The sequence below is a fragment of the Nocardia aurantia genome, assembly GCF_009604425.1.
Lineage (GTDB): Bacteria > Actinomycetota > Actinomycetes > Mycobacteriales > Mycobacteriaceae > Nocardia > Nocardia aurantia.
Genome location: NZ_WEGI01000019.1, coordinates 1 through 24,125, shown reverse-complemented (window position 1 = coordinate 24,125; position 24,125 = coordinate 1). Strand labels below are relative to the sequence as shown.

At 68.7% G+C, this 24,125-nt stretch carries 25 protein-coding genes; 16 read left to right on the top strand and 9 right to left on the bottom strand.

Annotation, left to right across the window (positions count from 1 at the left end; translation table 11 throughout):
- Positions 1 to 194: 194 nt before the first annotated feature.
- On the top strand, positions 195 to 1,454 hold the full coding sequence (locus tag NRB56_RS34915; RefSeq protein ID WP_153348646.1) for a hypothetical protein: 1,260 nt from the start codon (positions 195 to 197) through the stop codon (positions 1,452 to 1,454).
- Positions 1,451 to 2,383, top strand: coding sequence for a DMT family transporter (locus tag NRB56_RS34910; RefSeq protein WP_227838594.1), 933 nt, complete (start codon positions 1,451 to 1,453; stop codon positions 2,381 to 2,383). The genes NRB56_RS34915 and NRB56_RS34910 overlap by 4 nt, the downstream gene beginning before the upstream one ends.
- Here the strand turns inward: NRB56_RS34910 and NRB56_RS34905 are convergent.
- The gene (locus NRB56_RS34905; RefSeq protein WP_319943974.1) at positions 2,268 to 2,951 is read right to left on the bottom strand and encodes a phosphoribosylanthranilate isomerase; all 684 of its coding nucleotides are present in this window, start codon (positions 2,949 to 2,951) and stop codon (positions 2,268 to 2,270) included. The genes NRB56_RS34910 and NRB56_RS34905 overlap by 116 nt on opposite strands.
- 60 nt (positions 2,952 to 3,011) lie before the next feature.
- Complete coding sequence (locus tag NRB56_RS34900) at positions 3,012 to 3,947, bottom strand: LysR family transcriptional regulator (RefSeq protein ID WP_194291106.1); 936 nt, start codon at positions 3,945 to 3,947, stop codon at positions 3,012 to 3,014.
- Positions 3,948 to 4,187: 240 nt separating this feature from the next.
- Here NRB56_RS34900 and NRB56_RS34895 point away from each other — a divergent pair, with 240 nt between their 5' ends.
- From NRB56_RS34895 to NRB56_RS40345, 7 genes are all read left to right on the top strand, one after another.
- A complete protein-coding gene (locus NRB56_RS34895; protein ID WP_227838593.1) occupies positions 4,188 to 4,949 on the top strand; it encodes a dienelactone hydrolase family protein in 762 nt (253 codons plus the stop codon).
- A 104-nt stretch (positions 4,950 to 5,053) separates the two neighbouring features.
- The gene (locus NRB56_RS34890; RefSeq protein WP_153348642.1) at positions 5,054 to 6,781 is read left to right on the top strand and encodes a hypothetical protein; all 1,728 of its coding nucleotides are present in this window, start codon (positions 5,054 to 5,056) and stop codon (positions 6,779 to 6,781) included.
- Positions 6,782 to 7,038: 257 nt separating this feature from the next.
- A complete protein-coding gene (locus NRB56_RS34885) occupies positions 7,039 to 8,007 on the top strand; it encodes an ABC transporter substrate-binding protein (protein ID WP_319943973.1) in 969 nt (322 codons plus the stop codon).
- The gene (locus NRB56_RS34880; protein ID WP_319943972.1) at positions 8,004 to 8,834 is read left to right on the top strand and encodes an ABC transporter permease; all 831 of its coding nucleotides are present in this window, start codon (positions 8,004 to 8,006) and stop codon (positions 8,832 to 8,834) included. Before NRB56_RS34885 ends, NRB56_RS34880 begins: the two co-directional genes overlap by 4 nt.
- Positions 8,831 to 9,613, top strand: a complete 783-nt coding sequence (locus NRB56_RS34875) for an ABC transporter permease (RefSeq protein ID WP_319943971.1) — start codon at positions 8,831 to 8,833, stop codon at positions 9,611 to 9,613. The genes NRB56_RS34880 and NRB56_RS34875 overlap by 4 nt, the downstream gene beginning before the upstream one ends.
- A gap of 1 nt (position 9,614) precedes the next feature.
- Positions 9,615 to 10,433, top strand: a complete 819-nt coding sequence (locus NRB56_RS34870; protein ID WP_153348640.1) for an ABC transporter ATP-binding protein — start codon at positions 9,615 to 9,617, stop codon at positions 10,431 to 10,433.
- Positions 10,434 to 10,767: 334 nt separating this feature from the next.
- The gene (locus tag NRB56_RS40345) at positions 10,768 to 11,388 is read left to right on the top strand and encodes a GntR family transcriptional regulator (protein WP_319943970.1); all 621 of its coding nucleotides are present in this window, start codon (positions 10,768 to 10,770) and stop codon (positions 11,386 to 11,388) included.
- A gap of 120 nt (positions 11,389 to 11,508) precedes the next feature.
- Here the strand turns inward: NRB56_RS40345 and NRB56_RS34860 are convergent, their stop codons facing one another.
- Complete coding sequence (locus NRB56_RS34860) at positions 11,509 to 11,961, bottom strand: VOC family protein (protein ID WP_319943969.1); 453 nt, start codon at positions 11,959 to 11,961, stop codon at positions 11,509 to 11,511.
- A gap of 39 nt (positions 11,962 to 12,000) precedes the next feature.
- The gene (locus NRB56_RS34855) at positions 12,001 to 13,191 is read right to left on the bottom strand and encodes an MFS transporter (protein ID WP_153348639.1); all 1,191 of its coding nucleotides are present in this window, start codon (positions 13,189 to 13,191) and stop codon (positions 12,001 to 12,003) included.
- A 59-nt stretch (positions 13,192 to 13,250) separates the two neighbouring features.
- Here NRB56_RS34855 and NRB56_RS34850 point away from each other — a divergent pair, with 59 nt between their 5' ends.
- From NRB56_RS34850 to NRB56_RS34840, 3 genes are all read left to right on the top strand, one after another.
- Complete coding sequence (locus NRB56_RS34850; RefSeq protein ID WP_153348638.1) at positions 13,251 to 13,679, top strand: MerR family transcriptional regulator; 429 nt, start codon at positions 13,251 to 13,253, stop codon at positions 13,677 to 13,679.
- Between the two features lie 83 nt (positions 13,680 to 13,762).
- Positions 13,763 to 15,304, top strand: a complete 1,542-nt coding sequence (locus tag NRB56_RS34845; RefSeq protein WP_153348637.1) for a class I adenylate-forming enzyme family protein — start codon at positions 13,763 to 13,765, stop codon at positions 15,302 to 15,304.
- Between the two features lie 18 nt (positions 15,305 to 15,322).
- On the top strand, positions 15,323 to 15,682 hold the full coding sequence (locus tag NRB56_RS34840) for an arsenate reductase family protein (protein ID WP_153348636.1): 360 nt from the start codon (positions 15,323 to 15,325) through the stop codon (positions 15,680 to 15,682).
- A gap of 3 nt (positions 15,683 to 15,685) precedes the next feature.
- Here NRB56_RS34840 and NRB56_RS34835 read toward each other — a convergent pair whose 3' ends face one another.
- Positions 15,686 to 16,120 carry a nuclear transport factor 2 family protein gene (locus tag NRB56_RS34835; protein ID WP_153348635.1) on the bottom strand — a complete coding sequence of 145 codons (435 nt, stop codon included), beginning with the start codon at positions 16,118 to 16,120 and terminating at the stop codon, positions 15,686 to 15,688.
- A gap of 97 nt (positions 16,121 to 16,217) precedes the next feature.
- On the opposite strand from NRB56_RS34835, the gene NRB56_RS34830 reads away from it, so the two are divergent.
- Both NRB56_RS34830 and NRB56_RS34825 read left to right on the top strand, forming a co-directional pair.
- Complete coding sequence (locus NRB56_RS34830) at positions 16,218 to 17,399, top strand: alpha/beta hydrolase family protein (protein ID WP_153348634.1); 1,182 nt, start codon at positions 16,218 to 16,220, stop codon at positions 17,397 to 17,399.
- Between the two features lie 35 nt (positions 17,400 to 17,434).
- The gene (locus NRB56_RS34825; protein WP_153348633.1) at positions 17,435 to 17,800 is read left to right on the top strand and encodes a nuclear transport factor 2 family protein; all 366 of its coding nucleotides are present in this window, start codon (positions 17,435 to 17,437) and stop codon (positions 17,798 to 17,800) included.
- A 49-nt stretch (positions 17,801 to 17,849) separates the two neighbouring features.
- On the opposite strand, the gene NRB56_RS34820 is transcribed toward NRB56_RS34825, so the two are convergent.
- Both NRB56_RS34820 and NRB56_RS34815 read right to left on the bottom strand, forming a co-directional pair.
- Entirely contained in the window at positions 17,850 to 18,164 is a 315-nt protein-coding gene (locus NRB56_RS34820; RefSeq protein ID WP_153348632.1) for a DUF4873 domain-containing protein, read from the bottom strand.
- Complete coding sequence (locus tag NRB56_RS34815; RefSeq protein ID WP_153348631.1) at positions 18,161 to 19,066, bottom strand: AurF N-oxygenase family protein; 906 nt, start codon at positions 19,064 to 19,066, stop codon at positions 18,161 to 18,163. Before NRB56_RS34815 ends, NRB56_RS34820 begins: the two co-directional genes overlap by 4 nt.
- A 92-nt stretch (positions 19,067 to 19,158) precedes the next feature.
- On the opposite strand from NRB56_RS34815, the gene NRB56_RS34810 reads away from it, so the two are divergent.
- Positions 19,159 to 19,869 (top strand): TetR/AcrR family transcriptional regulator, encoded by a 711-nt coding sequence (locus NRB56_RS34810; RefSeq protein ID WP_319943968.1) that lies wholly within the window; start codon positions 19,159 to 19,161, stop codon positions 19,867 to 19,869.
- On the opposite strand, the gene NRB56_RS34805 is transcribed toward NRB56_RS34810, so the two are convergent.
- Entirely contained in the window at positions 19,870 to 20,661 is a 792-nt protein-coding gene (locus NRB56_RS34805; protein ID WP_153348629.1) for a TIGR03943 family putative permease subunit, read from the bottom strand.
- Complete coding sequence (locus NRB56_RS34800; protein ID WP_153348703.1) at positions 20,658 to 21,551, bottom strand: permease; 894 nt, start codon at positions 21,549 to 21,551, stop codon at positions 20,658 to 20,660. Before NRB56_RS34800 ends, NRB56_RS34805 begins: the two co-directional genes overlap by 4 nt.
- Before the next feature lie 1,039 nt (positions 21,552 to 22,590).
- Here NRB56_RS34800 and dop point away from each other — a divergent pair.
- The gene (gene dop, locus NRB56_RS34795) at positions 22,591 to 24,090 is read left to right on the top strand and encodes a depupylase/deamidase Dop (RefSeq protein WP_153348628.1); all 1,500 of its coding nucleotides are present in this window, start codon (positions 22,591 to 22,593) and stop codon (positions 24,088 to 24,090) included.
- The last annotated feature ends 35 nt before the right edge of the window (positions 24,091 to 24,125 follow it).

Here is a 24,125-nt window from a genome sequence, read left to right as displayed (position 1 = left end):
GCCCGAATGATCTTGGCGCATAACGTTATTCGTGACGCAGGCGCAACAGTGGACCCGTATCGTCGACGAGGGGGGTCGCCTTCGACGGCTCGTCGGTGAATTCGAATTGTATTTCGACGCCTGAACGAGGGGGGAAATTGTCCAGTCTGGACGCCAGGATCTCGGCGACGATCGGGTGGATTCATCGAAGTCAGTTGACCGACGGACACGGCGGCGCCGGATGGGGCTGGGTTCCGGATATTCCGCCGAATCCGCAGAACACGGCGGAGGTCGTGTGCGCTCTCACCAACGCCGGTGAGAGCATTCCGCGCGCGGCCGAGGTGGTGACGCTGGTCGGGCAGAATGCGGTGGTCCGCGAAGAACATGGCGAATGGGTGTTCCACGCGCCGATCGACCTGTCGTGGCGGCTGCGTGCGCTGCAATGCCTGGGTATCCCGTCGTCCGATCCGAGCGCCGCGGCATGCCGCACCGCGCTGATCACCGCGCAGGAATCCGACTCCGGTGGGTGGCGCATGTCGGGTCGCATCGGCCCGGTATCGGTGTCCGCGACGTCGAGTGCGATCCAGGCCCTGTGCGGTGATACGGCGAGCGACGAGGCGACCGCACGGGCGGTGCTGCGCGGCACGATGTTTCTGGCGGAATCCATGCTCGAGCAGGATCCTCGGACACAGCCCATGTACGCGTGCGCCTATGTGGCCGCCGCCCTGGCCAGGCCGGAGATATCGGCGGTCGGCGGCAAGAAGATCGACCGCGGTCGTGACCTCGCCGTCCAGCACCTGCTGGCACATCTCGCCGCCGGATATCCGCGGATCGAGGAGGAACATTTCCGGAGGGCGGACGTCGCCGACACGTGGCGGCATCTGTCACTGCATCTGTCGGTGGGCGCGTTGCTCTCCGTCGAACCTCGGACGGTATTCGAGCCGGTGGTGCGGCGCGCACTCATCGACCTTCTCGACCTCCAGGAACCCGAGGAACTCCAAGCCCAGTACGGCGGATTCCGGACTTCGACCGAGGGCTTCGTGACGTCGTACGCGACGACCCAGGCGCTCGACTCGATGCTGGCCGCACGGCAGGTCATGCACGAGAAGATCTCTCCGGCGAGAGTTTTCGACCTGATATGCCGCGACGAGGGCAGACATCATCTGGACGCGCAGAACGTCATCGAGTTCGGTGGCTACCCGGTCGTGATGAACAGTCCGGCGGGCATCGGCGCGTTGTTGGCGGGAGTTCCGGCGGGACTGACGATCGCCCTCCTCGCGATCGGGTTCGCCGACGAACTGGGTAAGGCCGGGAGTCGCGCCCTCGTGGTCTGGGGAATGCTTTTCGTCGCGTTCGGGACGCTGGCCGGATTGGCGACCAGATTTCCGGCGGTGTCGAAGCTCCGGATAGCGACATCGGTTTTCGCGGGCTACACGGCTGTGGTGTTGCCGATCGTGTCATTCTTGCTCACATGAGAACGACCCGCCGTTCGGTGGCGGCGCTTCTGCTGGCCACCACATTGTGGGGTGCGTCCAGTGCGTTCATAGCCGCATTCGGTACGGCAGGCTTCGCATCGGCTTCCCCGGTTGCCGCGGGCGGTGCGCTGGCGGTGCTGTTTCTGGCGACGCTCAGGGGAGAACAGCCGTGGCGAATATTCACCACCGATATTCGGCTCTACATGTACCTCGGAGCGCTCGAGGCGGTCAATCTGGCGCTGTATTCCGCTGCGTTGCGGATGGGCCCGCTACCGGTCGTGGTCGCGCTTCACCTCACCGCCCCCGTCATGATCATCTGTGCGGCTGTCGCGAAACAGCGGCGAAGAATGAATTGGACCGCCGCCGTCGAACTCGTGCTGGTGATCTGCGCGATCGTCCTGGTGACCGGCCGGCCGCCGAATATGGTCGCGCCGTTCCGTGTACTCCTGAGTTGTGCTCTCGCGCTGGGAAGTGCGGGGTGCGTCGCGCTCTTGATCACGACTGTTGCTCGTGAATCGCGTTATCACCGAGGTGTCTCGTCGGCCGGATTCCAACTCGCGACGGCGGCGATCCTCGGATTACCACTCGTCGCGGTGACGCCGCCGAGTCCGGCTGTGAGCGTCGAGTTGATCGTTGTCGGCGCGATCTTCCTGGGCCCGGGTTTCGTCGTCTACTGGTGGGCGTTGCGAACGATCGACTCCACTGTCGCCGGGATGATCGGCCTCAACGAGGCTGTCAGTGCCTCCGTCATCGGCGCGGTTCTCATCGGAGGCCGTCCCACTGTTCCGGTGATCGGAGCCGGTTTCCTGGTGCTCATCGCTGTCGGACTGGAAGCTCGAACGGCGTCGGGACGCGGTGTGCCGCAGCGGCGAACGCGGTGCATCGAGCGGCATCCTTGTCGCCGGTGGGAGTTTCGACCCCACTGTTGACGTCGACCGCGTAGGGGGCCACCGCGCCGATAGCGGCGGTGACGTTCGCCGGCGTCAATCCGCCCGCGAGTATCACCGGGCGGCCGAGATCGGCGAGCGCCCGTACTATCGCTGCGCTGATCGTCCAGTCGTGCGTGAGCCCGGTCCCGCCGAGACGGTTGGTGGTGCGGGAATCCAGCAGCACCGCATCGCAATCCGCCGCGGTCTCACACGCCGCTTCGACCGCGTCGGCGCCGGTCACATGGACGGCTTTGATTATTCGACGACCCCGGGCCAGTTGGCGGACGCGGCGCACGGTGTCCTGCGTGACCAATCCGTGTATCTGGATCGTGTCGGCTCGGATGGAATCGGCGAGCCGCGCAATCGATTCCGGTTTCACGAGATGGGTGACCAGTATCCGGTCCACGAATGGTGGTGTGAGAGATGACAATCGCCGAGCCTGTTCCTCTTCCAGCGCGTCTTCGCTGAAATGGGTGACACCACATATGAAACCGACGGCGTCCGCACCTGCTCGGATCGCTGTTCGCAGGTCTGCTTCGGAGCGAATACCGCAAATTTTCGCGCGCACCGTACACTCCTTCGCGTCGTCTGTTCAGTTTGCCCGCACGAGGAAATCTCGCAGCTCACCCTACGCTCGCCGCGGTGCCCCGGCGCCCGGTTTCGCCGGTCGTGTCGTGGGGGCTTGCGATTGCGGTGGTGTGCTGAGGTGGTCCGCGAATGCTCGGATGATCGGGGTCAGTGGGTGTTTCGGGGTGATGAGGGTGATGGCGGGGTGCCGAGGGGGGTCGGACAGGTCGCGGGTGGTGACGGTGGGGCCCGGGCCGGTGGTGGTGGAGGCGGCCATGACGGCGATGCCGAGTCCGGCGGCGACGAAGGCGCGGACGGTGGCGGGGGTGTCGGCGACGAAGTCGATGCGGGGTTCGAAGCCGGAATTCGCGGCGGTCTCGCGCAGCAGTGTGTGCATGCCGCTGCCCGGCGGGAGGCAGACGAACAGTTCGTCGCGGGCCTGCGCCAAATCGACTCTGGCGCAAGCGGTCAGGAGGTGGTGGGGTGGGAGGGCCAGCACGAATCGCTCGTCGGCCAGGTGTTCGATGTGATGGTTTTCGGCGAGGCCGGGATGTTCGGGGCCGATGACGACGTCCAGCGCGCCGTCGTCCAGGCTTGCCACCAGCGGGTCCAGTAGGCCGGAGCGGCACGACAGGGTCACGCCGGGGTGGCGGCGGCGGAACGACGCGATGACCGCCACGAGATCGATCGGTCCGAGTACCGGGGTGGCGCCGATGCGGAGGGCGCCGCGGACCACCGCCGAGATCTCGCTCATCTCCGTTCGCGCGGCGTCGACGTCGTCGAGGATGCGCCGGACCCGCAAGCGGAACAGCTCACCCGCGTGTGTGAGGGCGGGTGGGCGGGTGGAGCGGTCCAGGAGTATTACGCCGAGTTCGGTTTCCAGCAGCTTGATCTGGGCGGAGATCGCCGGTTGGGCCACATGGAGGCGCTGGGCCGCTCTCGTGAAGCCGCCTTCCCGCACGACGGTGTCGAAGTAGATCAGTTGCCGCAGTTCCACATCATAAGTAAATACGATCGGTTCGATCGCGAGCCGGTATTCGACGTATGGACCCGTGGGGGAGATGCTCGACTGTGCGGCAACGTCATTCGGGCGGCCGCGGGTGCGCGGCGGTTGCGCGCGTGGACCGGAGCGGTGTCGAAAGGAGAACGGGCGGTGGCACTGTCGTGCCGCGCCCGATGGGATATGACAGGCGAATGTGTGGTCGAACGGGTTCGGATCGATGTCGGGGGCGGGAGGATGGGTGGTTATCTCGCCAGGCCCGCGGCGCCGGGGCGGTATGGGGGCGTGGTGCTGGCGCATCAGTTGTTCGGGGTGACCGCGGATATCCGGGGGTTCGCCGAACGGCTTGCGGGGCTGGGGTATGTGGCGATCGCGCCGGATTTTCATCACCGCAGCGCGCCGGGGATCGAGTTGCCGGTGACCGAGGACGGGCGGGCTCGTGGTTTCGAATTGATGGGGGAGTTGACCCGGGACGGGGTGGTCGCCGATATGGCGGCGGCTTCGGCGTATCTGGGTGGCCGCGACGACACTCGCGAGGTGATCGGTGTGCTGGGGGTCAGTCTCGGTGGGCATCTCGCCTACCTGGCGGCCACCCGGCTCGCGGTGCCGGTGACGCTGGTGCTGTACGCGGGGTGGTTGACCGGGACCGAGATCCCGTTGAGCACACCGGAACCGACGCTCGAGCTGACCGGCGGGATCGCCGGGCGGCTGGTGTACGTGGTGGGTGAGCGGGATCACGTGGTGGCGCCGGCGGATCGCGAGCTCATCGCCGATCGGCTCGCGGCCGAGGGGGTGTCCCACGAGATGGTGGTCGTTCCCGGTGCGGGGCACGCGTTCCTCAGCGCGGGTACGCCCACGTATTCGGCCGAGGCCGCGGAGTTCACCTGGGCGTTGATCGAGCGGGAGCTGGCGGCGGCCGGAGCGGACCGATCTGTTCGGCCGGAGGGCGGTCTTCATCTGGGTTCGCGTATCGTGCCGACCGCCCGGCAATCATTCTAGCGGCCAAAGGCGCTGCACTGCAATCGGTTCCGTGTTCGGCGAGAGGCGCGACTCAGGGTATCGTTGAGGGGTTGTCGAAAACTGGATGTTCAGGGGCTCTGGCCATGTTGATCATCAACACCGATAGCCGCAGGCCGAAAGCCGAGCGGCGGGTCGTCGCATGGCTGGAGGCATTCGAGGGCGCCGGGCTCGTCGTTCCCGGGGTGCACATCCCGGGGCGGCGGCGGTATCGGCGCGGTGGATCCGAGGTGGATCTGCTCGTCTTCACTCCGCACGCCTGCGTCATCCTGGCCGTAGAGAGCGTGCGGTTCCGGGTGGCGGGTACGTTGTCGTGTCCGGGGGACGGGCCGTGGAGTCTGCCGGACGTGGTCGGCGACCCGATCGCATTGCGGCGCAAGGGTGATTCCAATCCGCTGAATCCCGCCGCCGACAGCCGGGACGATCTCCGCGGTGTGCTGGAGCAGAAACTGGCCGACGCCGCGTCCGATCTGCCGGTGGACGTCGTGGTCGTAGTGGTTCCGCAGTACGGGTATCCGGTCGAGCTGGTCACCAAGGGGATGCCGGTCGGCTGTGATGTCCTGCTCGGCAACAACTCCGGGGAGCTGTACCGATGGCTGGATGCCCGCGCCTACGGGGATTCCGAGCAGTGGACGGCCGATCGACTGCTCGTCGTGCTCGCCGCGCTGAATATCACGGAGATCACCTGGGGCGATCTGATCGGTATCGGGTTTCCGGCCGCACCGGTCGCGCAGGCCGGGGACCGGTGGGGTTCGGTCGCTGCCCCGCAGCCGCCGGCGCCGCAATTTCCCGTCGTGTGGGCGCCTTTCACGCAGTCGCCGGCGTCCGGAGTCGCCGGTGGTCAGGCGGTCTCGGCGCAGCAGGTCGGCGATCGATCGCGTGGACCGGTCTCGGTCGCGGACGATTTCACCACGGACGGCCCGGCACGTGATGAGGCCGAGCCGGATTCGGCACCGATCGCGGCCGCTGTCCTCGCGACGCCGGTAGCGCGGTCCGGCCCGGCGGACGAGTCCACAGCGGGACAATCGATTCCGGACGAGGCGGCTGCCGGGCACCCGGCATCCGATGAACCCGAGCCGCATTCGCCGGTCGAATGGATGCCCGCCACGGATTCGCCGATCGAGACGCACGCCGAGGAGGACGGGAATCCGGGCTCGCCCCCGGCCGGGCCTCGGGCCGAATCGGATACTGCCCCGCAATCTGCCACGCCGGCACGGGTATTCGACGATCCGACGGCAGCGCCCGACGGGACAGCGCCGAATCATCCGGTCGTGGAGGAGAACGTGGGAGCCGTCGCCGAACCGGCGGTGGAACCCGCCGCCGAGCACACGACGGCCGACAAGGCGGTCCGATCCACCGTCCACGAACCGGTTGCACCGCCGCCGCCCGCCGCCGGGCGACCGGTCGCCGAGCGGTCCGCGGTCGAATCGGCGACCGGCGGCGATGCGCCCATCCCGGCCGAGCCCGCCGGCGGACGGCCCGCGGCACCGCGACCGTTGCCGGGCGTGCCACGCAGGCCCGTGGAGTCGCGCAAGCGCCGCGATATCGCGGCGATGCTGCGCGCGGCCGCCGCGTTCGCGGTGCTGATCGCCGGGGTCTGGATGCTGGTCAACAATCATCACGCGCGGGCGCATTCCGGTGAGGCGAACCTCCCGGTCGTCGCGACGAGCGTTGTGCCACCTCCGTTCCCGGCCGCGGGACTGCCGATCGCCCCGCCCCCGCCCCCACCGGCGGAGGGTGTACCGGATCAGGCCCAGCTCTCGGTGCTCGGCCCGGGCGGCAGGCCCTGCTACCCGTTGCAGCCGAACTGCTGAAGCGACCGGTCCGCGATGCCCGCGAATGTGAGGACAATTCGGCGAACTTGATCGTTGACAATCTTGTGTGAGATTCATAACATCAATGCCACACCAGCGGTGGCGTCGGCTGCCGGTCGGGGCAGCCAGCTCTGGATCGGTTGCTGTACAACGTCTTTCGTATCGGTGTCGCGGCCGCGGTCGCGCCGCCCGGATTCGTCTTTCCGGCGGCGGGCCGGCCGCCGTCCGCTCAATCTCGACCGATTCCGGAGAAACCCGTGACCAGAATCCGTGCGGCCCTGGCAACCGCATCCGCACTCCTTCTCGCCCTCGCGCTTTCCGCATGCGGCAGTGGGGGCGGTTCCTCGACCGCATCCGACAGCGGCCCCACCATGGTGAAGGTCACGGTCATCCCGATCGTCGACGTGGCGCCGATCTACCTGGGCCAGCAGCAGGGCTTCTTCAAGAATCAGGGGCTCGACCTGCAATTGAGCACCGCGCAGGGCGGCGCGGCGATCGTGCCCGCGGTCGTCAGCGGGCAGGTCGACTTCGGTTTCAGCAACCTGACCTCGCTGATCGTCGGCGCCTCCAAGGGGCTGCCGCTGAAGATCGTCGCGCCCGGCAACGCCTCGACCGGCGTGCCGGGCAAGGACTTCGGCGGGGTGGTCGTGAAGGCCGACAGCCCGATCCAGTCGGCGAAGGACCTCGTCGGCAAGAAGGTCGCCGTCAACACCTTGAACAACATCAACGACACCACCGTCCGGGCCTCGATCCGGGCCGCCGGCGGTGACGCCACCAACGTCAAGTTCACCGAACTCGGCTTCCCCGACATGCTGCCGGCGCTGGCCAACGGCAACGTCGACGCGGTCCAGGTCGTGGAGCCGTTCCTGGCCACCGCGCTGAAGAGCGGCAACCGGCTGGTCGCCTCGAACTACGTGGACACCGCGGCGAATCTGACCATCGCCGGCTACTTCACCTCGCAGCAGACCGCGAAGGCGAAGCCGGATCTGGTGAAGCGATTCGCGGCCGCGATGCAGGAGTCGCTGAAGTACTCCGCCGACCATCCGGACGCCGTGCGGCAGGTGCTGAGCACCTACACCAAGATCGACCCGGCGGTCGCCGCCGCGCTCACGCTGCCGCAGTTCCCGGACCGGGTCGACCAGCACTCGGCGCAGGTGCTGACGGATCTCGCCGTCAAGGACGGGCTGATCACCAAGGCACCGGATCTACCGGCGCTGCTGCCGTGACGGCGACTCGCACGAGAGGTGCGACGGCGGCCGCGATCAGCGGCCGCCGTCCCCGCGCGCTGCCCGCCTGGGTCCTCGGGCTGATCGGCCTCGGCGGCCTGATGCTCCTCGCCGAACTCGCGCCGCGCGCGGGCCTGGCGCCCCGGCGCTTCCTGCCGCCGTTCAGCGACATGATGCGAGCGCTCGGCGACGAGGCGAAGACCTCGACGTTCTGGCAGGCGCTGCTGGACACGGTGCGCGGCTGGGCGATCGGCCTGGCGATCGCGCTCGTGGCCGGCGTGCTGCTCGGGATCGTGATCGGCAGCCTGCCCGCGGTGCGGGCCGCGCTGACCTCGACCATCGAATTCCTGCGGCCCATCCCGTCGGTGGCGCTGATCCCGCTGGCGGTGCTGTTGTACGGTCCCACACCGCGTTCCACGCTGTTGCTCGTCGTCTACGCCTCGTTCTGGCAGGTGCTGGTGCAGGTGCTGTACGGGGTGCGGGACGTGGATCCGGTGGCCCGGGAAACGGCCCGCTCCTACCGTTTTCGCACGCTGACCCAGGTCCGCACGGTCATCTGGCCGACCGCGCTGCCCTACGTGGTGACCGGGTTCCGGCTCGGCGCGGCGGTCGCGCTGATCCTGGAGATCACCGGCGAACTCGTGATCGGCTCGCCGGGTCTCGGCCGGCAGATCGCGGTCGCGCAGAACTCCGAGGCCGTGTCCTCGATGTACGCGCTGGTGATCGTGGTCGGGCTGCTCGGCGTGATCGTCAACGTGGTGGTCCGTGCCCTCGAACGCCGCGCCCTGCGCTGGCATCCGTCGATCCGCCGGGAGGTGATCTCGTGAGTGTGCTCACCCTGGCGCGAAAGGTCTTGCTGCTCTTCGCCGTTCCCGTCGTGCTGGTCGCGGCGTGGTGGTTCGCGACGGCACACAGCACGAACTTCTTCTGGCCGCCGCTGCACGACATCCTCGCCACCTTCGGCGACACCTGGTTCCACGGCCGGTTCACCAGCGACGTGCTGCCCAGTGTGGTGCGGCTGCTGGTCGGCTACTTCGTGGCGCTGATCCTCGGCGTGGGTCTCGGCGTGGCGATCGGCTCGCTGCGCTGGTTGCGCGCGCTGCTGGAGCCGGTACTGGAATTCTTCCGGGCGATCCCGTCTCCGGTGCTGGTCCCGATCCTGATGCTGTTCGCCGGAATCGGTGACGGCATGAAGATCCTGGTGATCGCGTCCGGCTGCGTCTGGCCGATTCTGCTGAACACCGTGGAGGGGGTGCGCGGGCTGGACGAGGTGCTCACCGACACCGCCCGCTGTTATCGGATGCGGCCGCATTCGCGCCTGATCCACCTCGTGTTGCGCGGCGCGAGCCCGCAGATCGCGGCAGGGGCGCGGCAGGCGCTGTCGATCGGCATCATCCTGATGGTGATCAGTGAGATGTTCGCCGCGAACAGCGGGGTGGGCTTCACCATCGTCCAGTTCCAGCGCAGTTTCTCGATTCCGCAGATGTGGACGGGAATCATCCTGCTCGGGCTGATCGGCAACGTGCTGTCGATCGTCTTCCAGATCGTGGAATCCCGGGCGTTGAGCTGGTACACCGGCCTGCGCCGGTCACAACGAGAGAGTTGAGATGACCTCCAGACCGATCACCGGCACGACGCTGCTGGACGTGAACGGGTTACAGAAGATCTATCAGAGCGGCGGCCGCAGCGTAGAAGCGGTGCGGGACTTGACCTTCGGAGTCGGGACCGGCGAATTGGTCTGCATCGTGGGGCCGTCCGGCTCCGGCAAGACCACCCTGCTGAAATGCATCGCCGGCCTGATGGGCGCCACCTCCGGCGAGGTCGTGCTCGAGGGCGACCGGGTCACCGGGCCGCCCGCGGGGATGGCCGTGGTCTTCCAGGAGTACGGCCGCAGCCTGTTCCCGTGGATGACCGTGCGGCAGAATGTCGAACTTCCGTTGAAGGAGAAGCGGATTCGCAAGCCCGAGCGGCAGCGGCTGGTCCGGGAGGCCCTGGACGCCGTCGGCCTGGGCCATGTCGGCGATTCGCATCCGTGGCAGTTGTCCGGCGGTATGCAGCAGCGGGTCGCGATCGCCCGCGCGGTCGCCTACGAGCCGCAGATCCTGTTGATGGACGAGCCGTTCGCCGCCGTCGACGCGCAGACCCGGGCCGATCTGGAGGATCTGGTCCTCACGCTGTGGAAACGGCTGGGTGTCACGATCCTGTTCGTCACTCACGACATCGACGAATCGGTGTACCTCGGGCAGCGGGTGATCGTGCTGTCCAGCTCGCCGACGGTGGTGATGGCGGAGGTGGCCGTCGACCTGCCGGGCGAACGGGACCAGCTCACGACCCGCTCGGAACCGCGCTTCGCCGAACTGCGCTCGCACATCTACACCCTGATCCAGCAGGCGAAGGAGGGCCGGCGCCCGGATGCCACCGCATGAGCAGGCCGGAGTGCCGCCCCGCGAGCCCGGTGTTCCCGCGCAACGGGCATCGGCGGAGCTGCCGAGGGCCGGCGACGGTAGCGGAACGTCCGAACGGAGGTCGTCCGAGCAGGCGCACTCGGCGTCCCGAGTCCGGCCGGGAACCGGGGGAGCGTCATCCCGGAATCCTTCTCCTCCTGCGCAATCGGCATCATATGCGCAGTCCACGGCCGGAGAAGCGTTGCCGCGCGGGCGTGCTGCGCGCACCGAGCCCGCCCGGATCGAGCGGTCCGGTGCGAACGAGGTTGTCGCACAACGGACTCGGCACGACCACGACGCGACAGTCCCGCCGGATGTGACCGCCGCGATTCGCGAGGCGATCGTCCGGGGCGAGTTTGCCCCGAATCAGCGGCTGGTCGAATCGGATCTTGCCGAGCAGTTCGGGGCGGGGCGCGGCGGAGTGCGCACGGCCCTGGTCGAATTGGCGCACGAGGGGCTGGTGGAACGCATCCAGAACCGCGGCGCGCGGGTTCGGGCGGTCACGGTCGCGGAGGCGATCGAGATCTCCGAGGTGCGGATGGTGGTGGAGGGGTTGTGTGCGGCGAAGGCGGCCGAAGCGGTCACCGATGCCGAGATCGCCGAACTGCGCACGCTGGGCGAGGCGATGCGCACCGCCGTCGCCTCGGGCAACGTACTCGAGTACTCCGAACTCAACCAGACGTTGCACCGCCGGGTGATCGAGATCAGCGGTCAGGGCACGGCGGCGGATGTGCTGGAACGGTTGCGCGCCAAGAACGTTCGCCACCAGTTCCGGCTGGCGCTGGTGCCCGGCCGCCCGTCGGTGTCGGTGACCGAGCATCTGGCGATCGTCGACGGGATTTGCGCGCGCGACCCCACCCGTGCCGAACACGCGGCCCGCGGGCACCTCGTCAGCGTGATCGAGGCGTTGCGGGCGACCGGTCCGGGATCGGTGTGAGTGTTCGGTCTTCTGCCGCCGGCCTTCTGCCCGACCCGTGCCTTCGCATCTGTGCGCCGGTCGCCGGATACCCGGTCGGGATCCCCCGAGTCGGCGGCCGAGATGCACGGGTCGCGGTCGTCAGGCGGCGCAGAACTCGTTGCCCTCCGGATCTCGCATGATCCACCAGTGGCCCGCGGGGCCCCGGTCGATCTCGCGGAGGCGGGTGGCGCCCAGCCCTTCGAGTCTGCTCACCAGCGCGTCGAGTCCGGCCGGTCCGCTGTGTACGTCGATGTGCAGGCGGTTTTTTCCAGATTTCGGCTCCGGCACATCCTGGAACAGCAGCCTGCGGCCCTGACTGATCCCACTGATCGGATCGAACGGGTCGTCGGGGTGCCGGATCGCGGCGAAACCGCGAAAGATTTTGCGGCCCTTGTGTTCCGCGATATCGTCCGCACCCACGTGCCCGGCGGAGGACAACTGCTCGATCAGCGCGCTGGGGTCCTCCACCTCGTACTCCAGCGCCGCGGCCCAGAAATCGGCGAGTACGGGAGCGTTGCCGCTGTCGATGACGAGTTTCCAGTTCAATGCCACGCCGACAAGCTACCGGCCACCACCGACAGATTCGGGTGGCTACGTCCGGGCAGGTCGCGTGGCCGCCGGTTCCAGGAACTCGTCGGCGGTTCCGCTGCGTGGTACCGCGGCGTAGGACAGTGCCAGGCCGATCAGTGTGAGCAGCGCGCCGGCGAATCCGGTCCAGCGCAAGGCGCCCGCCGCGACGATCGCGCCACCGATCGCGGAGCCCATGGCATTGCCGAGATTGAACGCGCCCACGTTCACCGCGACCGCGAGTGTCGGTGCGGCACCGGCATATCGGAGGACGATCCCCTGTAGCGGAGCGATCGTCGCGGTGGCCAGCAGGCCGAGCAGCAGCACCAGCAGCACGGCCGACGGCTGCCACACGACCGCGACGGGGACGGCCGCCAGCACCCCGACCAGGCCACCGAACACGGCCCGGATCGTGCCGCCGAGCGATCGGTCGGTCAGCCGTCCGGCGATCAGGTTGCCTGCGAAGCTGCCCCCACCGTAGGCCAGCAGCAGTGCCGACACCGCCGGAGCGGAGAAACCCGCGATCCGAGTCAGCAGTGGCGCGATGTAAGTGAATACCGTTGCGGCGCCGCTGGTTCCGACAGCCGTGGTGAGGACCGTGAGCAGTACCGGTCCGCGGATCAGCAACCGTGTCTCCGCGCGCAGGCTGGCCGACGGCGCCTCCTGGTCGGGCAGCACGGCGGCCAGCATCGCAGTCGCGGCCAGCGCCAGTGCCGTGAGCACGACGAACGGTATCCGCCAGCCGGCGCGTTCGCCCAGCAGCGCGCCGATCGGCACCCCGAGCAGCGTCGCGACCGTGAATCCCGACGCCACCGCCGCGATCGCGCGACCGGCGCGCTCGGGCGGCACCACCCGGGTCGCCGTCACGAGCGCCGATGCCACGAACGCGGCGTGGCTGAACGACGACAACACCCGACCGGCCAGCAACACCGCGAAGTCGGGTGCCCAGGCGCTCACCGCGCTGCCTGCGGCGAACAGCAGCATGAGGCCCAGCGCCAGCGGCCGGCGCGGCAGCCGCGCGGTCGCGGCCGCCACGAGCGGGCCGCCGATCACCACACCCAGCGCGTAGGCGGTCACGACCTGCCCGGCGGCGCCGACCGAGATGCCCAGCGAATCGCCCACTTGCGGTAACAGGCCCGCGACGAGATATTCCGACGTACCGACCACGAAAACCCCGGCGCACAGGGCCGCCACGATCACTCGACTGTTGTTCATGTCAGGGACGCTAAACTTTGACATCCGTGTCAGAGTCAACCGCGAACGAGTGAGGTCACATGCGCATCGGGGAGCTGTCCCGACGCACCGGCGTCCACGAACGCCTGCTGCGCTACTACGAACAGCAGGGCCTGCTGCGGCCGCTGCGGCGATCGAGCGGATACCGCGAATACGAGGAGGACGACGTCACCGTCGTGGGGCGGATCCGCAGCCTGCTCGCAGCCGGACTGAACACGGCCACGATCGCGACCGTGCTGCCGTGTCTGCAGAAAGACGAACCGCGCCTGGTGCCGAGCTGCCCGTCGCTGGTCGCCGATCTGCACCGGGAGCGCGAACGCATCACGGCGGCCATCACCGACCTGCAGGCCTCGCGGGCGATGCTGGATACCGTGATCGCCGCGGCTCCGAAAGAGTTTGCGGCACAGAATTTTCTGGATGTCATCGAGGCGACTCCGTCACCCCGGACCGCCCGGAGCGGCAAGGGCTGAGCCGCTCGGCGCCACCGACGGCGGTCGCGACTGTGCGAGAGGATGCCTCTCCGTTTCAGAGAATGATCATCTATTCTGGGCTGATGTCGCCGACGACCCCGGAACCGACCATCGGTGCGCTGCTGGCTCGCAGTGTGCGCGAGTTCGGCGACCGGCATTACCTGATCACTCCGGATGAGCGCCTGGACTACGCCGAGGCGGATCGCCGGTCGGCGTTGTTCGCCCGGTGGCTGTTGCATCGCGGGATCGGTAAGGGCGCTCGGGTCGGGCTGTACTTCCCCAACAGCGACGAGTGGGCGGTGTGGTGGCTCGCGGTGTCGCGGATCGGTGCGGTCGCCGTCCCGCTGAGCACGCTCTACGCGCCTGCGGAACTCGCGAAAGTGCTTCGGCTGGCCGATGTTTCGCTGCTGATCGCGCCGGTGCGGGTGCTCGCGGCGGATACGGCCGCCACGCTGGAGACGGCGCTGCCGGAGCTCGCGGCACAGAAATCGGCGACCCTGCAGCTGTCCGCCGCACCTTATCTGCGCGGAATCGTGCTGACCGGTGACAGCGATCGGCCGTGGGCGACGGTCCGGGACGAGCGCGACGTCGTGCCCGCGGAACTGCTGACGGCGGTCGAGGCCGAGGTCACGCCGGGCGATCCGGCGATCATGATCCACACCTCGGGGTCCACGGCCGATCCGAAGGGGGTGCTGCACACGCACGGCACCCTCGTGCGGCAGACCGCGACCTGGCCGGCGGCGATCCGCAACATCACCGGCGCCGAGTCCGCGCCGCGCATCCTGTGCGCGATGCCGTTCTTCTGGATCGGGGGAGTGCTGGCGGCGATGGGCGCGCTGCACGAACCGGCCACGTTGCTCGTGCTGCCGAGGCTCGAGGCCGGCGCCGCACTGGATCTGATCGAGCGCGAGCGGGGGCAGGGGCTCGTCGGCTGGCCCGCGTTCACGCAGCGGCTGCGGGCGCATCCGAGTTTCCCGGGTCGGGATCTGAGCAGCGCGCCGATGTTGTCCGGCCCGGCCGATCTCGCGATGATCGGTGTGCCGGACGGCTTTCCGGTGCATCGCAGTCTGACCGAATCCGGTGGTAGCTTCGCGCACACCGACATTCGCATCGTCGATGCCGACGATCTGCCCGTGCCGGACGGTACCGTCGGGGAACTGCACATCCGTGGCATCGGTGTGATGGCCGGATACAACAAGCGGGAGCGCCACGACGTGTTCGACGCCGACGGCTGGTACCGCACCGGCGATCGGGTCTATCGCAACCCCGGCGATCCGCGGCTGTTCTATGTCGGCCGGACCGGCGATCTCATCAAGGTCGCGGGCGCGAATGTGTCACCGCTCGAAGTGGAATCGGTGCTGGAGAACGTCGACGAGATCGCGCAGTGCGTGGTCGTCGGGGTCGACCACCCCACTCGCGGTGAGGAAGTGTGCGCCGTCGTGGTGCCCGCGGCCGGGCCGCCGGATCTCGACGCCGTGGCCGCCCGTGCGCGGGAACAGTTGTCCGGCTACAAGGTTCCGTCGCGCTGGATCGTCACCACCGCCGACCGGATACCCACGCTGCCCTCGGGCAAGCTGGACCGGCGTGGCCTGCGTGGGCTGGTCACCGACGGTACGCTGAAGTGAATCGTTAGGGTACGAGACATGACGACCGAGATCTGGCACAACCCGCGGTGCTCGAAGAGTCGCACCGCCAAGGCATTCCTCGACGACGCCGGTATCGAGTACACCGAGCGTCGCTATCTGGAGGATCCGCCGACGGCGGAGGAGTTGCGGGCCATGCTGACCCGTCTGGGACTCCAGCCGTGGGACATCACCCGCACCGGAGAGGGCGAGGCGAAGGAGCTCGGTGTGTCCGGATGGGCGCGTACCGATGCCGAGCGGGAACGCTGGATCGCGGCGCTGGCCGCGCATCCGAGACTGATTCAGCGCCCCATCGTCGCGACCGCCGACGGCCGGGCCGTGGTCGCTCGCGACGACGAGGCACTGCGATCGTTGCGGTGACGGTCAGCCGCGGGCGGGGGCCGTCCAGCCCTCCGGCGGCTCGGCGCCGTAGAACTCGTCCTCGGCGTAGATGTCGTCCGGCCAGGCCCGGACGTTGCTGATGCGGCCGTCGGCGATGTCGGCCACCAGCACGGCATCGACGCTCATGCTGCGGCCGTCGGATCGCGACGCCGTGACCTTCTGCAGGACGACCACGACGTCGTCACCGGCGAGGATGTCGGTGACCTCGGTGTTGTAGGTGCCTTCGGAGTAGGCGAAGATCGTGGCCAGCAGGCCGATCACTGCGTCGATGCCCTGGTAGGTGCCCACCAGCCAGCTGCGTCCGGCGGAGAACCAGGTGACGTCGGGGCTGAACGATTCCTTGACGGTGTCCAGGTCTCCTTTCCCGAAGGCCTCGAAGGCCCCGCGGACCAACTCGATGTGGGACTGCTCTGCCATGCTGAACTCCTCGGTGCCGGTGATCCCGGCTGTGTTGTGAGAGCGGTGGTGTCCACCATAGGATGCTTTGCAGAACGCCGCACGCGAGGTGGAACGGTTGGGAATTTTCTTCCGGGACAAAGCTTTCGACTTCGAGACCGTCCGGGTGATGTGGTACGCCCCGGCCGGCGGAGCCGACCTCGGTGAGGTGCTGTCGGCGACCCGGCGTATCCGCAACGGCGACACCGATTCCTGGTTCCGCGAGTGGAATCGGATCGCGACCGTACTGCTCGACCGGGCCGGCGGCCTGCGGGACGACCTGTCGCGGGGCAATGCGCTGCTGCGTGCGGCCAATTACCTGCGGACCGCGGAATTCTTCCTCGATCCCGCCGATCCCCGGCGCGGGCCGACCGCCGACCGTGCCCGGACGAGTTTCGACACCGGGCTGGCGGCCCTCGGAGTGGAACTGATTCGCACCGAGATCCCTTACGGTGAAGCGGAATTGGAGCTCATGTACTTTCTGCCGCGCGCGCCGGCCGGACCCGGGGCACCGCTGCTGGTGGTGTGCGGCGGCTTCGACTCGGTCCCGGACGAGCTGTGGTTCACCGTGGCCCGGGCGGCGCTGGAACGCGGCTTCGCGGTCCTGGTCTACGAAGGTCCGGGGCAGGGTAATCTGCTGCGCCGGTACGGTATTCCGTTCGAGCACCGGTGGGAGGTGCCGTCTTCCGCGGTATTGGACTGGGCCGCGGCGCATATCGAGACAGAGTCGACCACCGGTGTCGGAATCAGTTACGGCGGAAGGCTGTTGGCCCGTGCGGCGGCCAAGGATCCGCGCTACGACCGGATCGTGCTCTTCGACTATTTCCCGCGGATGCTGGACGCGTTCACGGCGAGCATCCCGTGGCCGCTGCGCTCGGCGGCGGCGACCATGCCGCCGTGGCTGGCCCGAATCGTCAGCACCGCAGGACGTTTCGACACGCAGACCCGCTGGGCGCTGGCGAATGCCCGCTGGACCTTCGGCGCCGCCGACCTCCCCGACCTGGTGGCGAAGCTGGCGCTGGACAGCGGCGACGAGTGGGCCGCCGACATCGCCGCGGACGTGCTGCTGCTGGTCGCCGAGCGCGAGCACTTCTATCCGAAGTCGCTGGCGTACCGCTTCGCCGAGCGGCTGACCGGTGCGCGGTCGGTGACCCTGCGTGAGTTCACCTCGGCCGAGGGCGGCGAATTGCACTGCCAGAACGGCGCATTGAATGCGGCGCACGAGCAGATCTTCGACTGGATCCGGTTACCCCGCGGGTAATCGACTCCCGTGCCGGAGTCGAACATGCTCGTGTCATGAGCGAATACGAGAACTACGAGACCATCGCCCGGCGCTACATCGACATCTGGAACGAGCAGGACCCGGGTAAGCGCCGGGCGCTGATCGACGAGGTGTACACCGCCGGCGCCACCTACACCGACCCGCTGGCCGCGGTCGCGGGCGCCGCCGAGATCGATGCGGTCGTCGACGGCGCTCAGCAGCAGTTCGCCGGTTTGCGCTTCGGCCTCGGCGCGGTCGACGGCCATCACGACCTGGCCCGCTTCACCTGGGAGCTCGGCGCGCCGGGTGCGGAGCCGCTGGTCGTCGGATTCGACGTGATCGTGCTGGAAGAGGGCCGGATCGCCCACGTGCACGGGTTCCTGGACAAGGTGCCCGGCTGACGCCGCGGCGGCGGCACGGTTCGCCGTGCCGCCGCCGATCCGTTGCGTCCTAACGGATTTCGGGCGCGAACGGCGGTGCGCCGACGCCCACGATGCGGAGGTTGCCCCACGGATCGCGTTCCTGCAGCCGTCCGGCCGCCGCGGAGCCGTCGGGCAGGATCAGCGTGACCTGCCCGCGTCCGGGATCGGGCAGCTCGGCGCCGGGGTCGGCGGTGATGCGGCCGTACCAGTGGAAACGGCCGTCGATCGGGTCGAGATGACCGGACAGGGTCACCCGTACCGGCACTTCCGCACCCGGCACGTCCAGCACCGCCGGACCGGAATAGTCCGGTGCCGGAACGAGTTCGGTGGGAATATCGATCATCGCGGTAGCATCCCCGCCACGCGCCAGATCGCCTTGCCGGCGGGCCCGAACAGTCCGTGCCGGTCCAGCACCGCCGCCAGGTCGGCCGCGCCCATGGCGAGGTTGCGGCGGAAGTGCGGATTGCGCAATGCCGTTCGCCGGGCGGCGGCCGGGTCGTCCAAGCCGGCGCGGCGATACATGTGCCGGTTGGCCAGCAGCGACACGAACAGCGGCGCCGCCACCGCGACGCAGGCCTTGGTGAACGCCAGTTCGGCCGCCGACATCTCCGGCGCCCGGCGGGCCAGCGCGTCGCGGGCGAAGCCGATGTGCCGGGCCTCCTCGGTGACGTGGATGCGCATCACCCGCGACACCAGCGGCTGTAACTCGGGGTCGTCGAGGGTGCGGCGCTGCTGGGCGTCGAAGATCTCCTCGCCGACCAGTGCCGCCACCCAGGTCATGGAGCCGCGCAGTACCTGTTCCAGCGCCGAGATGAGCAGGCGGGCAGGGGGTTTCGGCCAGTAAGGACGGGCCTCGATGCGGTCGATCAGCTTTCCGAACATCATCATGTGCCGGCACTCGTCGCCCATCTCGGTGAGCGTGTAGTGCGACCAGGCGCTGGTCGGGGTGTCGTTCATCAACTCGCGCAACAGGATCCGGTTCAGCAGGTTCTCGAACCAGATGCCCGTGGAGAGCAGGTTCGCGAGCTCCTGCCGGGACAGTTCGCGACGCTGCTCCGGGGTCATCGCCTCCCACAGGGCGGTGCCGTACAGCGACACCACCTCCGGCGGCAGGAACATCTTCTCGGGATCCAGCGGAGCGTCCCAATCGACATCGACCACGGGGTCGTAGGACTTCTTCACCGATCCGGTCAGCAGGCGGTCCGCGAAACGGTCGCGGGTCGCCAGCGCGGCTTCATTGCCCATGGCGGCTCTCCAGTTAATGCTACAAGGTGTAACAGTCAGATTAGTGTGACACGTTGTATCGGTCAATAGGGCGGCGGAGTACAGTTGCCGCTGTGTCCGATACCGGCGGGAAAGTACAGGCGGCCGTGGACGGTCGCGCCACCCGCTGGCAGGACCACAAGCGGCAACGCCGCGCCGAGGTGCTGGACGCGGCCCTCGCGGTGATCGAGGAGAGCGGCGCCGAGGTATCGGTGCAGCAGATCGCCGATCGGCTCGGGCTACCCCGGCCGGTGGTGTACCGGCACTTCGACGGCCGCGCCGATCTGGATGAGCAGATCCGGCGCCGCATCCAGGAATCCCTGCTCGCCGAGGTGATGCCGATGCTCCGCACCGAGGGCACGGTCCGCGACGCGGTGCGGGGCGCCGTCGGCACCTATGTCGGCTGGGTGGAGCGGCACCGCAATCTGCATCGTTTCCTGATCGGCGACGCGGCCGACGGCGATGGATCGCACGGACTGGGGGGCGCTCGCAACCGCATCGGTGGCCGGCTCGCCGACCTGTTCGCCGCCGCGCTGTCGGTCTACGACATCGACCCGCACCGGGCGCGCCCGATGGCCTTCGGGATCATCGGGCTGGTGGACGGCGTGGTCAACAGTTGGCGCGGCGACCCGGCCACCCTGACTTCCGAGCAGGTGGTGGGCATGCTCACCGAGTCGATCCTCGCGCTGTTCGAGGGCAACGCCCGCAGCCTGGGCGTTCCGCTCACCCGGGACACCCCGGTCGCCGATCTCCTGGCGCGCCGCGTCGTACCCCGTCCGGCCTGATCAGCCGTATACGCGCGCCGGTGCCGGTATCGCGTGCAGGTCGGCGACCGTGAGTGTGGGCGTCATCCGCGTCCGCGGGACGGCCGAATTCGGTTGTACCCGGCCGCGTACGAACACCCAGGTGTCGTCGGCGGGCAGGGGAAAATCCCCGGCCAGATGGATCCGCATGGTCTGCGCGTCGGCGACACAGCAGGTGATCACCAGCCGGGCCAGGTCGACGCCGCCCAGGCTCCCGTCGGTGCGCGGCGCACCGTCGGCCGCTGTCCGCACGATGAAACCGACCACCGTGACGTCGTGATCGTCCAGTACTCCACTGGAATCGTAGGAAGCCCGGTCGATGAGGTCGTACATCCGGACCGTCGGCGCCGGCCCGGCGGGCAGCGGCCCGAAGTCGTACTTGCCGCCGTCGGTGGCAGCCGGTTGACCGACGCTCGCCTGCGCGGTGCTGCCCGAATTCACCGAACCGGCGCCGAGCGCGGGCGGCACCACGATCAGGAGTGCGGCGATCGGCGCCAGCAACAACCACTGGGGCCGGCCGGAATGCGATTCCGTCGCAACATCGTTCGGCGTGCGGTGGTCGGTCGGGGGGTGTTCGATGACCGCGCCGGTCCGCGTGCGCCTCAGGTCGCGGAGGATGGCCGTGACGGCCAGCAGCACCAGGACGAGGCCGCTCGCCAGGAGGAACGGTCCCAGCGCGGGTTTCACGTAGCGGAGGTAGGTGCCGTCGGCGGCGATCTTCACGACCGCGATGCCGATGAGCAGCAGGACGAAATTCTGTGCCAGGCGGTTCATCGTGCCCCTCCCAGGAAGATCAGACCGGCGACGGTGCCGCACACGACGGCGACCACGAACGTCGCCGGGGCGAAACGCACGGCGAAACGCCGCCCGAACGTACCGGCCTGCATCGCGAACAATTTCACGTCGACCGCGGGGCCGACCACCAGGAACACCAGTCGTGGCAACAGCGGCAGGCTGGACATGCTCGACGCGACGAACGCGTCCGCCTCCGAACACAGGGCCAGCACGACCGCGAGCAGAGCCAGCACCAGCACCGACAGCACCGGCTGCCCGGCCAGCGACCGGTACCACTGCGCGGGGACCAGTACGTGCAGTGCCGCCGCGGCCGCGGCGCCGATCACGAGAAACGCGGCGGCCTGGAGGAAGTCGTGGTGAGCGGCCTCGGTGAAGACCACCCATCGCGATCGTCCGGGCGCGTGATGCTCGTGGCCGCGAGCCCCGGCGGCGAACCACTCGGGCCGCCCGAATCGTGCCCACAGCCAGCCCATCACGAACGCCGTCGCCAGCGAGCCCGCGAAACGACCCGCCACCATGCCGGGTTGGCCCGGGAACGCCACCGCGGTAGCCACCAGCACCACGGGGTTCACCGCCGGTGCGGACAACAGGAACGCGAACGCCGCCGCGCTCGGCGCACCCTGATCCATCAGCCGCCGCGCCACCGGCACCGCCCCGCATTCGCAGCCGGGCAGTGCGGCACCTGCCGCGCCGGCCACCAATACGGCGGCAGACTCGTTGCGCGGCAGCAACTTCCGCAACAGCTCCGGCGACACGAAGGCAGCGATCGCGCCGCTGATCAACACGCCCAGCACCAGGAACGGCACCGCCTGCACGAAAACGCCCGTGAAGATCGTGAGACCGGTCTGCACCCGTGGAGCGGACGCCATCCACCGCGAGATCGCGGGCCCCAGCGCGAGACCGACCGCAAGCAGACCGGCCAGCGCGAACGCTGAATATTGCTGCCATTGCCCGGTGCGAACGGAGATCCCGCGCGGCTCGCCCGCTGCGGGATGGACCGCCGCCGCTGCTGCGGGATGGACCGCCGCCGCTGCTGCGGGATGGACCGCCGCCGCTGCTGCGGGATGGACCGCCGCCGCTGCTGCGGGTTGGACTGGCACCGCTGCGGGATGGACCGGTGCCGCCGCTGCGGGTTGGGCTGGTGCCGCTGCTGCGGGATGGACCGCCGCCGCGAGATATATCGGTGCCGCCGGCTGCTCGACCGCCGCTGCCTGTCCGTGCGCAACGGCAGCAGGGCGTAGCCCTGTCGGTGCGGTCGATGCCCGGTCGGCCGACGCTGCCGGCTCCGGCCCGGTACGCGCCATCGGCTGGTGTTCGACCGGCGCAATATCGACCGGCGCAACGGAGCCGCGAGCCGGCAGGGCCGCCGGTTCCTGCTCCACTGGGACGATCGAGCCCTGCACCCCTCGTGCTGTCGGCTCCCGGCCGGCCGGCTTCCCATGCTCTCGCCGGACCGGCTCGACCGGTCTCGGATCGCTCGCCGCCACCGGCCCTGAGCCGACTTGCGGAATCGACATGACGCCTACCCCCTGTTCCGACGGCGGACACTTGCGGACGAGCGGACTCGGCGGTCAGTCGAAACCGCCTCCAAGCACAGACCTTACGAGCGAACTCTGTGTGCGGGACGATCCCGGCGGGAACATCCATCGAACATTTCGAACGGCGAAATCGGCGAGCGGGTAGTGCGGCGAGCACTCGCCCGATCGGGCGAGCGGTCGCTGTGACCGTACGGCGGCTGATCGGTGCAGGTGCGGACCGCGCGATCACCGCTGTTCGAACGCGATCACCCCGAACCATACGAGTCGCGCCCGACAAACATTGCCGACCACGCATGGGTGGGCACTTCCGGAGCCGCGAACCGCCCGGGGGCATCTGCGGGTTGGGCCTTTCGTCGCCTAGTCTCGACATATGCAGCGCATCATCGGAATCGAGGTCGAGTACGGCATCTCGACGCCCTCCGAGCCGTCGGCCAACCCGATCCTGACGTCCACCCAGGCCGTGCTGGCCTATGCGGCGGCCGAGGGCGTGCCGCGGGCCAAGCGCACGCGCTGGGACTACGAGGTCGAATCGCCGCTGCGGGACGCCCGTGGTTTCGATCTCGGCCGGCTCAACGGCCCGGCTCCGGTGATCGACGCCGACGAGGTCGGCGCGGCCAATATGATCCTCACCAACGGCGCACGGTTGTACGTCGATCACGCCCATCCGGAATATTCCGCGCCGGAGGTCACCGACCCGCTCGACGCGGTCATCTGGGACAAGGCCGGTGAGCGCGTGATGGAGGCCGCGGCCCGCTACGCCTCCAGTGTGCCCGGCGCGCCGCGGATGCAGCTGTACAAGAACAATGTCGACGGCAAGGGGGCCTCCTACGGCACCCACGAGAACTATCTGATGAGCCGCGACACCCCGTTCAACCAGATCATCGTCGGGCTCACCCCGTTCTTCGTGTCCCGGCAGGTGATCTGTGGTTCGGGCCGGGTCGGCATGGGCCAGTCGGGCGACCAGGCCGGCTTCCAGCTGTCCCAGCGCGCGGACTACATCGAGGTCGAGGTCGGCCTCGAGACCACGCTGAAGCGCGGCATCATCAACACCCGCGACGAGCCGCACGCCGACGCCGACAAGTACCGCCGCCTGCACGTCATCATCGGGGACGCGAATCTGGCCGAGTGGTCGACCTATCTGAAGGTCGGCTGCTCCGCGCTGGTGCTGGATCTCATCGAGGCCGGCGAGGACCTGTCGGATCTGCAACTGGCCCGCCCGGTCACCGCGGTGCATCAGATCAGTCACGATCCGACGCTGCGCGCCGCGGTCGCGCTCTCCGACGGCCGCGAGCTGACCGCCCTTGCGCTGCAACGGATCTACCTCGACCGCGCGGCGAAGTTCCACTCCCGGCAGGGAACCGACGACGCCCGTGTCACCGATGTGCTGGAGAAGTGGGCCCACGTACTCGATCTGCTGGAACGTGATCCGATGGAGTGCGCGGACCTGCTGGACTGGCCGGCCAAACTGCGCCTGCTGGAGGGTATGCGCAAGCGCGAGGGCCTGGGCTGGGCCGCACCGAAGTTGCACATGGTGGACCTCCAGTACTCGGACGTGCGCCTCGACAAGGGCCTGTACAACCGCCTCGTCGCCCGCGGCTCGATGCAGCGCCTCGTCACCGAACAGCAGGTTGTCGACGCGATGACCAACCCCCCCACCGACACCCGCGCCTACTTCCGCGGCGAGTGCCTGCGCCGTTTCGGCGCCGACATCGCCGCCGCCAGCTGGGATTCGGTGATCTTCGACCTGGGTGGCGACTCCCTGGTCCGCATCCCCACCCTGGAACCCCGCCGAGGCACCAAATCCCACGTAGGCCGCCTGCTCGACGGCGTCGAGACCGCAGCCGAACTGGTGGAACAACTCACCCACTGAGCCACCCGCCCCCCGGCTCCCGCCCCCCGGTTCCC

What these genes read in the sequence shown, in the direction of transcription:
- NRB56_RS34825 (WP_153348633.1), top strand. Translation starts at nt 17,435, where the DNA reads ATGAGCGAATACGAGAACTACGAGACCATCGCCCGGCGCTACATCGAC.
- NRB56_RS34895 (WP_227838593.1), top strand. Translation starts at nt 4,188, where the DNA reads ATGGGTGGTTATCTCGCCAGGCCCGCGGCGCCGGGGCGGTATGGGGGC.
- NRB56_RS34850 (WP_153348638.1), top strand. Translation starts at nt 13,251, where the DNA reads ATGCGCATCGGGGAGCTGTCCCGACGCACCGGCGTCCACGAACGCCTG.
- NRB56_RS34800 (WP_153348703.1), bottom strand. Translation starts at nt 21,551, where the DNA reads ATGGCGTCCGCTCCACGGGTGCAGACCGGTCTCACGATCTTCACGGGC.
- NRB56_RS34845 (WP_153348637.1), top strand. Translation starts at nt 13,763, where the DNA reads ATGTCGCCGACGACCCCGGAACCGACCATCGGTGCGCTGCTGGCTCGC.
- NRB56_RS34805 (WP_153348629.1), bottom strand. Translation starts at nt 20,661, where the DNA reads ATGAACCGCCTGGCACAGAATTTCGTCCTGCTGCTCATCGGCATCGCG.
- NRB56_RS34910 (WP_227838594.1), top strand. Translation starts at nt 1,451, where the DNA reads ATGAGAACGACCCGCCGTTCGGTGGCGGCGCTTCTGCTGGCCACCACA.
- NRB56_RS34870 (WP_153348640.1), top strand. Translation starts at nt 9,615, where the DNA reads ATGACCTCCAGACCGATCACCGGCACGACGCTGCTGGACGTGAACGGG.
- NRB56_RS34820 (WP_153348632.1), bottom strand. Translation starts at nt 18,164, where the DNA reads ATGATCGATATTCCCACCGAACTCGTTCCGGCACCGGACTATTCCGGT.
- NRB56_RS34815 (WP_153348631.1), bottom strand. Translation starts at nt 19,066, where the DNA reads ATGGGCAATGAAGCCGCGCTGGCGACCCGCGACCGTTTCGCGGACCGC.
- dop (WP_153348628.1), top strand. Translation starts at nt 22,591, where the DNA reads ATGCAGCGCATCATCGGAATCGAGGTCGAGTACGGCATCTCGACGCCC.
- NRB56_RS34840 (WP_153348636.1), top strand. Translation starts at nt 15,323, where the DNA reads ATGACGACCGAGATCTGGCACAACCCGCGGTGCTCGAAGAGTCGCACC.
- NRB56_RS34855 (WP_153348639.1), bottom strand. Translation starts at nt 13,191, where the DNA reads ATGAACAACAGTCGAGTGATCGTGGCGGCCCTGTGCGCCGGGGTTTTC.
- NRB56_RS34890 (WP_153348642.1), top strand. Translation starts at nt 5,054, where the DNA reads ATGTTGATCATCAACACCGATAGCCGCAGGCCGAAAGCCGAGCGGCGG.
- NRB56_RS34835 (WP_153348635.1), bottom strand. Translation starts at nt 16,120, where the DNA reads ATGGCAGAGCAGTCCCACATCGAGTTGGTCCGCGGGGCCTTCGAGGCC.